Below are 10,591 nucleotides of genomic sequence, written 5' to 3'. Positions count from 1 at the left end.
ACTTATGGGTAAGTAAAACTGCACTCATACATTGTGAAAATCGATACTAATAATCATTAAAAAAATAATATAAGGTCAAATTGACTTCAAAAGTTAATCTTAACCACTAGTGTTCGGAGTTTAAAATGCTTAACAATCAACATATAGATATCATCAAATCTACGATTCCTCTTCTTGAAAGTGCAGGTCCTGAGCTGACGGTTTATTTCTATCAGCGTATGTTTTCTCACAACCCTGAACTTAAAGACATCTTCAATATGACGCATCAAGCAACGGGTCGTCAGAGTGTCGCGTTATTTGAAGCTATTGCTGCTTATGCGAAAAACATTGATAACCTAGCGGCGTTAACAACGGCTGTAGAAAGAATTGCTCATAAGCATACAAGCTTCAATATTCAACCTGAGCATTATCAAATCGTAGGGCATCACCTAATCGAAACATTACGTGAATTAGCACCGGATGCGTTTACACAGGAAGTAGAAGAAGCATGGACAGCTGCATACTTATTTTTAGCGAAAGTGTTTATTGACCGTGAAGCAGAGCTTTATCTACAACGTAAACAAGCCATCGGTGGTTGGCAAAATGCGCGTCAATTTAAACTTGTTGAGAAAAAAACCGAGTCATCGCTAGTAACTAGCTTCACATTCGAAGCTGCTGATGGCGGCTCAGTACTTGATTACTCTCCGGGTCAGTACATCGGAATTGAGTTAACACCGCAAGGTTGTGAGTACAAAGAGGTACGTCAATATTCTTTATCTCAGGCACCAAATGGCAATAGCTACAGAATTTCAGTGAAAAGAGAAGGCGTAGACACAGAGCACAAAGGGCTGGTATCGAACTTCTTACATGATTTTGTGAATGAAGGTGACACAGTGGAATTGTATGCACCAGCAGGAGACTTCTTTTACACAGAACGTAATAAACCAGTCACGCTAATTTCAGCAGGTGTGGGTGTCACGCCGATGCAGTCAATGCTAGAGCACCTAAATAAGCAAGGGAAGTCAGAGGCAGTGCATTACCTTCATGCTTGCGAAGATGAAGAGCAACACTCATTTTCTGAACGTGTTTCTAGCATCACACAATCGAATGGCTGGAGTGCTAAAACGTGGTACAACAACCCTAAATTACCAAATGCCGATAGTGCAACAGGTTTGATGAATCTAGCTGAATTTTCTGCTGACGAAAGGTTTAAGGAAAATGACTTTTACATTTGTGGCCCAGTCGGGTTTATGAAAAATATTGTAGAGCAGCTTGATAACCTAAATATTTCGCGTGAACAAGTTCATTACGAGGTATTTGGCCCGCATGCCAATTTCTAATTAAGTTCAAAATATTGGTTTAAAGTAGACAAGGCCTCAAGTTATTTGAGGTCTTTTTGCTTATGTTGATATATAGTACATCATTCCATCTTGGGTGTTCGAATATATAAACAGAGCCTTGTTGTAAGGCCTATGATTAATGGGTTCCTTTCTTGAATAAAGACAGCGTAATGAAATGGCATCATTCAATTGAAAAGCGTCTCATCATTATTTTTGTACTGGCAATGACACTGACTTTCGGTGTTGTGACCGGTGTTTCAGTGTTCGTTGGGATTGATGAGCGTAAGCAGACTGAGACTAGTCAACTCGATAAGTACTTGAAAATCGGTTTGAACCTGTTGAAGTCTAAAATTGATCAAATTGACGTTTTAGCGCAAGACTACGGGGAGTGGGACGAGACCTATAATTATATTAGTTCTCCTTCCGATCGCTTCGTTAACTCATCTATGGATTTAGACTCTCTCGAATCGGCTTATTTGAACGGCCTTATTATTCATGATCTCGAAGGTAAGGCTTTGCATAGCATAAGTACTTACGATTACTCGACAGACAAACTATTGTGGAAAGCGTTTGCTGATATGTCGAATTATGACAAACAGCAAACCTATCGCGGTGCGGTGTTTTTACATGGACGCATCCTAGTTTATGTATCTAGGCCAGTCAGTGACAATTCTGGAAAAGCTCTAACAAATGGCCGAATTACCCTAATAAAAGAGTTAAACCAACGTTCTCTAGAATCGATTAGTACTGTTCTCGGTGAGTCGATGAATGTGATTAATATGGTTCAGCCTGATGTCGTGAAACTTGTACGTTTTGGCAAACGATGGGAAGTCAAAAAGTCTGAGATCATTTTTGGCGACAAAAAGATCAAAGGCGTGTATAGCGTTTTTGTTTCAAAAGAGTTCCCATTACCACTATTGGTAGAACTTGAAATCAAACGAGAAGAGTCTTTTAGCCAGTCAATATGGCGGTGGTTGATACCTGAAATACTGATGCTTCTGGCTTTAACAGCCGTATTACTTGTGATTTTAAGGGCGACGGTGACGAAACCAATCAAGAAGTTGATTGAGTGGCTTAACCAGGTGAACGGTTCTCAACTTGCTGAAGACTTAAAGCCGTATCAATACTCTCAACATGGCGAGATCGGTATTTTAAGTAATAAATTCAGTGAGATTTATAACAACTTATACCAACAGCATCAATTCAGTCAGCTGCTGCTCTACTCGATCAGTGATTTTATATTTACGGTCGACAGCCAAGGCAAAATTGATTACTGCAATCCTGCCGCCGCAGAATGGTTGAAAATTGATTCTCGAGACGTATACGACCAAGATTTTGAGCTGCTACTAGTGTGTGTAGATGAAAATGCGCCTAGTGTATCGAACTGGTTATATCGAGCGCTAGAAACGGCCAGTGAGTACAGTGGCCAAGTGCAGATCAGAAAGTTAAGTGAGCCAAACAAAACCTACCTGGTTGAAGTTCAGGTTAGCCCAATATTGAACAACGACAGTGAAGAAGAGAAAGGGGCGATGATCATTTTACGCCCGAAGGATTAATCTAAAATTAATGCCATTTTAAACAGCCTCATTAGTCATTAATTGCTTACTCTCAGAAGCAGCGAGTATTGACTGGTGAGGCTTATAAGCTTACTACGAGAATCAGCGCCTCGAATGTAAACTAGTTTTTGAATTTGCTAACAACACTCTTAGTGCTGAAAAACTCTGGCCAGTACATTTTCACATAACCTCCCGAAACCCAAATAACGAGTATTGTCGCAATAGTCAGTTCGAAGAAACCGAATCGGTGTAACCAGTACCATTGTGGAAAGTCTGCCTGGAAGTAGGTGGTTAAGTGGTGCATTGCGATAGCACTAATTACGGAAGGAAACGTTACGGCAGCAATTGAAGGTTGGAACTTCAAGCGCATTAGACGCACGTAACATAGGTAAATCATCAGTGTCATGGTTATCGCAATACCAGCGAGAGCACCGGTTAAAATAGGGTCTGGTTGTTTGAAGTTAACCAAATAGGCAGCGAGTGTTAGGTTAACTGGTGCTGCCATTATTGCTAAAGTTGGGCGAGCTCTACGAGGTAAAATACCTTCAAAAACCAGTCTGTAAAGTACGAGCGGTAGCATAAAGAAGTAAATAGTAATGCAAATACTCGCCAGCGTTTCAGAGAATACGGTTAAGCCAAACTGCGTACCGGCTAAAGAACTGCTAATCAAACCGACTGGGTATAGAAACCAACTAGGTACGATGTTAGACATTTTAAAGTTCATGGCTTGAAAGCTAAAAAAGAGCACCATCATGGTGAAATGCAATAGCAAAGCCGCAAACCAAATTGGGTAGGCAAGAGTTTGAGAAACCAAGGCAAGGTAGTCTGCCAGAACCAATAACGCCATGCTCATTGGTGCCATCAAACTGCCACTTAAAGGGTGGCGAATATCGTTAATGAAGGTTCTGTAACTGGTGAAATACTTCAAAAGAACGGGTAGCAGTAATATGGCACCAATTGCAGCCATAAAAGGGCGAAGAGAATCCCCTAATCCAGGAATATATAAAGCCCAAGCCTGTCCCAGTCCGATAAAGCCTAATGCTAATGCAGCCTGAGAAGGTGGCACATTTTGCATTCGGATAAGACGTTTCCAGTTCAAAAGAACACTCCAATTCGGTTTACGCTCTAACTCATTTCCTGTCGGAGCTTTCGGCTAAGGATGCTACAAATACTCACATATGAAGTAAAGGTAAGAATGGGTCAGAGAGTCAGTAGATAGAAAAACTGTGAAGCATGTTTTTATGCGACATTATAAGTCGCGTAAATTGTACACGTCCTAAAAAGAACGCCACATGAATAAAATCGCAACCTATCATTTCAATTTTGAAAAGCTCTGATAGCAAAGTAGCTGAAACTGTGGAATGTAAGTCACAATTTCGATTCTTATGTTGGGGCTGGCTTGTTTTTTCGAGGAAATGAACCATAGTTAAATTGTAAAGCAACATAACGAGCCGCAAGGAGAATGAGGTTTTACACACAATTTGGATGGATTCAAAATATAATAAATTCTAGTTCCTCGTAATATGTTCAGGTCGTAGCTTAAGACCTCCTGATTCGCGAACTCACGATTGAGTAACGAGGGTGAGGCGTACTTTGACAGGTACGCCTTTTGTCTTTCTAGCATTCCGCATAACAATGATAGTAACAACACCCAAACGAGTGTTAAACACTCTGGCGGATCCTTYCTATATTCATCTTCTGACCCTAATTTCAAACTGATTCTAACTAGCGAAGCTACTGATATTACGTATATACTCGAAGAAAAAGGAGTACTTAATATGGTCGCAAAGGTCCCAACGAATATCATTACTGGCTTTCTTGGTGTCGGTAAAACTACCTCTATATTAAATTTGCTTAAAAATAAGCCTGAAAATGAAAATTGGGCTGTGTTGGTCAATGAATTTGGCGAAATTGGTATTGATGGTGCATTGATGACAGATCAAGGTGCGATGATTAAAGAAGTACCTGGCGGTTGTATGTGCTGTACTGCAGGCGTTCCTATGTCGGTTGGTATTAATGCTTTATTGAGACAAAAGCCAGACCGTTTGTTGATCGAGCCTACAGGGTTAGGTCATCCAAAGCAGGTTATCGCAACACTTACATCGGAACAGTACCTCCCTTACGTTGACTTAAAGGCAACTCTGGGGCTTGTTGACCCGCGTAACTTGAGCAATGAAAAGTACACATCAAATCAAAACTTCAATGATCAACTAGATAGCTCTGATGTGATTATTGGTACTAAGGTCGACCTAGTACATTCTGAAGATATAGACGTGTTTAACGACTGGGTGACAGACCAAAGCCCAGCGAAAGTATTTAGCAAGTTGATCCACCATGGTGAAATACCGTTAGAAGTACTCGATATTGAACGTGTTTACGGTGCATCATCATTTGGTATTGAAGCGCATCACCATGAGCACGCAGAGCAAGAGCCTCAATTTGAGTTACCACCAGGTGAAGCATTTATCCGCCGAGAAAATGAAGGTCAGGGTTATTTCAGCTGTGGTTGGTTGTTTGGTGCTGAGCACAAGTTTGATTTTGATGAACTGTTTTCAATGATGTCGGCTTTAACGGCTGAACGAGTTAAAGCGGTAGTGAATACCACTCAGGGGTGTTACGCCTTTAATGTTGCCAATCAAGTCGTGTCTGTAAATGAAATCGGTTTGGATGGATTCGAATCTCGAATCGAAGTTATCGATTCTCAGTTGATGCCTTGGCAAGACTTAGAAGGTGTATTGCTTAAATTGTGTGGGTTAACTCCGTCATAAATCGCTTCATATACTGAATTCTAAAATCACAAGGGAAGCTCTGTCTTCCCTTTGTTTTATGGTCAAAAACAGTAATGTGGTAGCGATTTAGTTACCTTCCCATTGTTATTCACTATATATGTGACAAAATTTGCGTTATATCACGATTAATGTGAGATAAATCACTCTAATTCATTTATAGTGCTCGGCTGAAATATTGAAATGTAGGCTGTTAGCTTAAGGACCCGTTAAATGTCATTTTCCTCTCAAGGTTTTGCCCCTGAACTTGTAAAAGCACTTACTGAATGTGGCTATGAAAAACTCACGCCAATTCAACAGAAAGCGATCCCAATGGCTCGTAAAGGGCATGATATTTTTGCTACTGCACAAACGGGTACCGGTAAGACAGCTGCTTTCTCTTTACCAGTTATTCAGCATTTATTGGACAGCAAGAAGTCGACGTCTCGTGGCACTGCTCGTGGCTTGGTACTTGCACCAACTCGTGAGCTTGCGGCTCAAATTGCTCAAAACATCAAAGACTACGTTAAATACACATCTTTAAGTGTTGCTGCTGTTTACGGTGGTAACAAAATGTCTTCTCAAGTTCGTCAACTTGAAATGGGTGTCGATATTCTTGTCGCAACACCAGGGCGTTTAGAAGAGCACTTAGAAGCGGGCAACGTGTCTATCGCTAATCTAGAGTTTCTAGTTTTTGATGAAGCTGACCGCATTTTAGATATGGGTTTCATTAATGCTGTTCGTAAGATCATGCTAGATGTAGAAACTTCACCACAAATCATGATGTTCTCTGCAACAACGTCAACTCAGTTGAACCAGCTTTCTGTTGATATTCTACGTAAACCAAAGCGTATCAGTGTTGAACGTGAAAACAGTACTGCTGCGACAGTTGGTCACGTGGTTTACCCAGTAGWTCAAGAGCGTAAAACAGAATTATTGTCAGAGCTGATTGGACGCAAAAACTGGAAACAAGTATTAGTCTTTGTTAACTACAAAGAAACAGCGAATGATGTTGTAAAAGAATTGAAACTTGATGGCATCAAAGCGGTACTTTGCCACGGTGATAAAGCGCAAAGTGCGCGTCGCCGTGCACTAGAAGATTTCAAAGAAGGTAAAGCACGTGTAATGGTAGCAACAGACGTTGCAGCTCGTGGTCTGGATATCGAAGACTTACCGCACGTGATTAACTATGACATGCCATTCCTAGCGGAAGACTATGTTCACCGTATTGGTCGTACTGGCCGTGCAGGTAAGAAAGGTCACGCTGTTTCGTTTGTTAACCGCGAAGAAGAGCTAACGGTAGTGCAAGTCGAAACGCTGATTCAACAACGCATTCGCCGTATTGAGCAACCAGGCTATGAGCCGAAAAAGCGTGAAGCTTATATTGAAAAGCTAAATACTAAGTCAGCTTATAAAAATCGTCAGGGCCGTAAAAACAACCCTAACGAAGACAAGCCGGATCAAGCGTCTGCTGAGCGTCGTTTAACTATGATGAAACGTATTAAAAATCGTCGTAAGTAGTTCAAAGCAGCGCAGTAATATTTAATTTCAAAAGAGCCACTTTTATAGTGGCTTTTTTGTCCACTGGATAAGAGGTAACTATGGATAGTGCATTATTGTGGGCATTTATTCCGACATTTTTCTTTGTTTCTATCACGCCTGGAATGTGCATGACGTTAGCTTTAAGCCTTGGCATGAGCATAGGCTATAAGCGAACGCTGTGGATGATGATAGGGGAGTTGGTTGGCGTTGCTGTAGTGTCGGTCGCGGCAGTATTAGGTATTGCATCTGTAATGTTGAATTATCCGTGGTTATTTACCGCTTTTAAGTTCGTGGGTGCAAGTTATCTGGCTTACTTAGGTTTCCAGATGTGGCGATCTAAAGGCAAATTAGCGATTAGCAGCGAAACCCAAGAAGTGACGAAAGGTGGTGATTGGGATTTAGTTGTTCAAGGTTTTGTCACCGCGATAGCAAACCCAAAAGGGTGGGCGTTTATGGTGTCTTTATTACCCCCATTTATTAATAGTAACGCAGCATTAACCCCTCAGTTGCTGATCTTAGTTTCCATTATTCTTTTGTCAGAATTCGTGTGTATGACGATTTATGCGACAGGTGGTAAAGGGTTGAAGCGCGTATTGGGTAAGGCTGATAACGTGAAAGTGATGAACCGCATTTCAGGTTCTTTGATGATAGGTGTCGGTATCTGGTTGGCAATGAGTTAACCAATATAATTATCGTTATGCTGAATTAAAAACATCATAAGTAAAGCCTAGCGGTCGTTCGCTAGGCTTTATTTTTTAAGCGTTATCTTTCAATAACTCGAGTCGAGTTTTTAGTAATGGGTACAATCACATAGCTGACTTGCTGCCCATTCACCTGTTTCTTTTGACTACGGATTGCTTTGCCATCTACGATTAATGTTGAGTAATCGCCATAGAACCATGCTTCCCATTCGAGGACATGATCAGAACTATTGGTAAGCGTTGATTTCGTGAGTCCATCATGACGTAGGGTCAGTTCATGTTCCCCCATTGGCAGTTGATCCACACTTAGCCATTCTATGTCACTAGTGAGATGAGAAGCTGTCGTCACACGGTGGTCTGCGGCGTTTGGTTTTATGCCCATTAAGCCTTCAATCGTATTCGAAATGAATGTAAAGGATATTTCTGGGTAGTCGCCATTGGTTCCTTGAGTTGGACGCTCGTGTGGCTCGTCTTTGGTATCCATAATGTACTGCATCCACTTCCATGCTTCGGCATTGCGGTTATATGGGAAGTAGGTTTCAGGAATGTAGGTGTAGGCTTCAATATTGTTTGGTGCCTCTGGCGTGCYACCAATGCCATCACCTAAATTGTTAGCAATGAAGTCAAGGTATCTGTTGTTTCTTTCTCCGGGCTCTGTAATGAGTTTCATCGGCATGAACCAACTGTTCTCTTTGCCAAAATCGTTTAGGCGTAACCCATCTTTTTGTACAATGTTAACGTAGTTATCTAGTGGCTTATTTGGATCTACGATGCTCCAGTCTTCATTAAAATAACGCTTAAGCTCTTGGGCTTTTCCTCGCCATAGTGTCGCCTCGTTGTATTCTTCTCGTGCTTTTAGCATCGCTGAGTAGGCGAGTGTTGCTTGGTATTGTGACCCAATTCCGTCACCAGCTTCGATTGGAAATTCACCTCGTTCGTTGTATGTGGCTGAGCCTTCAAAAATACCACCATAACCTTCAGCGATACCATTTGGATCTTGGTCATCATGTAGCTCGATGTAATCGGTGAGAACCTTGGTATAAAACTGCCAGAGATCATCATCTTCTATATAACGTTTGTCTCCCGTCCATTGATATTGCTTCCATGCCTTTTCAACAAATTCAAACTGTGCTGGCACTTCACGAACAAACCAATTGTCGTCATCATAATCAATAGTGTGTGGCGTACCATCAAAATTAATGGCCCATAGTGTGTACCACTTTCTTGATTCCGTTGAATGCTTGGCGAAGGTTTTGAACATTGAGAAATTCTCTGGTTCAAGCCCTGCGATTTTTGCGCCACTTGCTTGGTGTAAGAAGTCTCTCGAGTAAAAAGCGGTCCGGTCAAAATAGCCAGCCCAATAGGATGGAATGTAATCTGCACTGCCATCACCATCGTTATTGTATTCATCCCGGTTAACGAGGTCGTGTTGACCTGTCATTACGAAGCGTTGAGTTTTCTCTATAGCCCATTCGAAAGAGTCTTGAAGCTTAGTGTTCGAAGAGGTGACCACCACTTGCTTTTCTTTCTCGATAGCCGTGATCGTCCACAGCTGTTCTTTRTTGTTGTCATCTATCACTGCTACTTGTACCGGCTGACTGAAGTCGATGACATCACCTGTGTTGATAGACGAATAGCTGCCTTCAGAGATTAGGAGTTCTCCTATGGTTAATGCGGTTAGATCTGTGCCAAACGGGACCTGGTACTTTATATCTCTAGAGGTTTTATTAACACTAGTGACACCGACTTGTTCTTGAGTTGAGAACTGAATGATTTGGTTGAAATTTAGAGGTTTATTTTTATTACTTTTGATTAATGCAACGCTGTCTACACTTACTCCTCCTTGAGCAGAACCTGAGAACCAGACTTTTAGCTGTTCGCCTTTTTCTAGTGGGATATGTTTTAGGTTTTTCCGTTGATATTTGGCACTTTGTTTTATTTTGTCACTCACTAATATTTGATCGGTGAGATTAGTCATTGCGAGGGTGGCATCGTTAGAAGGGCTAATAAAATATGCGGATAAATCGTAGTAGCCCGTCTCAGGAATCGTCACTATTTGACTGATGTGGTGATTCTTACCTTGAGCGATACGACCTCGGTATTCTCCTTCATGAGTGAAGTCGTTTTTGATATTAGAAAACCAATAGCTCCACCCTAATCCTTTGTTTTCAAAGCTAGGATTAGTAAGAATATTGTCGTGTTTTTGTGCGTGTGCCCCAGCAGATAGCATGAGGGAGAAAGTGATGGCAGAAGCAAGGACTTTGAGTTTCATACGGATCTCTTTTATTGGAAGTAGAAAGGCTAGTGAGGGTTGAGAGTTGCTGGTATGAACGTCAATGCAAGCTCTGAAAGCCTACATTGACGTCGTTCTACCGCTTATGTTGCTTGAGCCGGTTCTGTCGGTTTCGCAGTTTCTCCTTTGTCTGAGCCTTCGTCTGTAATGTGGTCGTATTTCTCTGTTAAGTGATCTTGAATCTTTTGGTGATAAGCACCGTTCAGTTTGTAGAAGCGGAAGTAGATGATTAACGCAATGGCAAAGAAGAAAGCAGGTAGGCCGACCATGATGCATTGCATGCCGAATACTGTTTCAGGGCTTTGCGTTACGTTAGGCACATAGTCAACGGCAGTGAGCGCGATACCGATAAAGAAAGCGGCAAATGCCGAGCCTGCTTTTACGACCACATTACAGACGAAGGCTCAGACAAAGG

7 protein-coding genes and 1 pseudogene are annotated in these 10,591 nt (G+C 41.6%); 5 read left to right on the top strand and 3 right to left on the bottom strand.

The annotated features are described in order from the left end of the window. The first annotated feature begins 125 nt into the window (after nt 1–125). Both hmpA and L4C33_RS15540 read left to right on the top strand, forming a co-directional pair. The gene (gene hmpA, locus L4C33_RS15545) at nt 126–1,319 is read left to right on the top strand and encodes an NO-inducible flavohemoprotein (protein ID WP_428813329.1); all 1,194 of its coding nucleotides are present in this window, start codon (nt 126–128) and stop codon (nt 1,317–1,319) included. A gap of 170 nt (nt 1,320–1,489) precedes the next feature. After that, on the top strand, nt 1,490–2,875 hold the full coding sequence (locus tag L4C33_RS15540) for a CHASE4 domain-containing protein (RefSeq protein ID WP_428813328.1): 1,386 nt from the start codon (nt 1,490–1,492) through the stop codon (nt 2,873–2,875). Nucleotides 2,876–2,996: 121 nt separating this feature from the next. Here L4C33_RS15540 and L4C33_RS15535 read toward each other — a convergent pair whose 3' ends face one another. Further along, on the bottom strand, nt 2,997–3,974 hold the full coding sequence (locus L4C33_RS15535; RefSeq protein WP_489686441.1) for a TDT family transporter: 978 nt from the start codon (nt 3,972–3,974) through the stop codon (nt 2,997–2,999). A 679-nt stretch (nt 3,975–4,653) separates the two neighbouring features. Here L4C33_RS15535 and L4C33_RS15530 point away from each other — a divergent pair. The 3 genes from L4C33_RS15530 to L4C33_RS15520 all read left to right on the top strand — a co-directional run bounded on the left by L4C33_RS15530 (nt 4,654) and on the right by L4C33_RS15520 (nt 7,862). Further along, nucleotides 4,654–5,643 carry a CobW family GTP-binding protein gene (locus L4C33_RS15530; RefSeq protein ID WP_428813327.1) on the top strand — a complete coding sequence of 330 codons (990 nt, stop codon included), beginning with the start codon at nt 4,654–4,656 and terminating at the stop codon, nt 5,641–5,643. A 231-nt stretch (nt 5,644–5,874) separates the two neighbouring features. After that, nucleotides 5,875–7,161: a DEAD/DEAH box helicase gene (locus L4C33_RS15525; RefSeq protein WP_428813326.1), complete on the top strand. Its 1,287-nt coding sequence runs from the start codon at nt 5,875–5,877 to the stop codon at nt 7,159–7,161. Nucleotides 7,162–7,241: 80 nt separating this feature from the next. Continuing rightward, nucleotides 7,242–7,862 carry a LysE family translocator gene (locus L4C33_RS15520; RefSeq protein ID WP_428813325.1) on the top strand — a complete coding sequence of 207 codons (621 nt, stop codon included), beginning with the start codon at nt 7,242–7,244 and terminating at the stop codon, nt 7,860–7,862. 82 nt (nt 7,863–7,944) lie between these two features. Here the strand turns inward: L4C33_RS15520 and L4C33_RS15515 are convergent, their stop codons facing one another. Together L4C33_RS15515 and L4C33_RS15510 are read right to left on the bottom strand one after the other, a co-directional pair. Beyond that, nucleotides 7,945–10,155, bottom strand: coding sequence for a glucosidase family protein (locus tag L4C33_RS15515; protein ID WP_428813324.1), 2,211 nt, complete (start codon nt 10,153–10,155; stop codon nt 7,945–7,947). Between the two features lie 104 nt (nt 10,156–10,259). Next, nucleotides 10,260–10,574: pseudogene (locus L4C33_RS15510) on the bottom strand (MFS transporter); the annotation flags it as partial. Between the last annotated feature and the right edge of the window lie 17 nt (nt 10,575–10,591).

Source organism: Vibrio makurazakiensis (assembly GCF_050337375.1).
GTDB classification, from domain to species: domain Bacteria; phylum Pseudomonadota; class Gammaproteobacteria; order Enterobacterales; family Vibrionaceae; genus Vibrio; species Vibrio makurazakiensis.
The sequence above is the reverse complement of the archived record's forward strand: the minus strand, read 5'-3'. Positions and strand labels throughout refer to the sequence as shown.

Coding starts and splice junctions, on each gene's coding strand:
- hmpA (WP_428813329.1), top strand. CDS start 126: ATGCTTAACAATCAACATATAGATATCATCAAATCTACGATTCCTCTT.
- L4C33_RS15520 (WP_428813325.1), top strand. CDS start 7,242: ATGGATAGTGCATTATTGTGGGCATTTATTCCGACATTTTTCTTTGTT.
- L4C33_RS15540 (WP_428813328.1), top strand. CDS start 1,490: ATGAAATGGCATCATTCAATTGAAAAGCGTCTCATCATTATTTTTGTA.
- L4C33_RS15530 (WP_428813327.1), top strand. CDS start 4,654: ATGGTCGCAAAGGTCCCAACGAATATCATTACTGGCTTTCTTGGTGTC.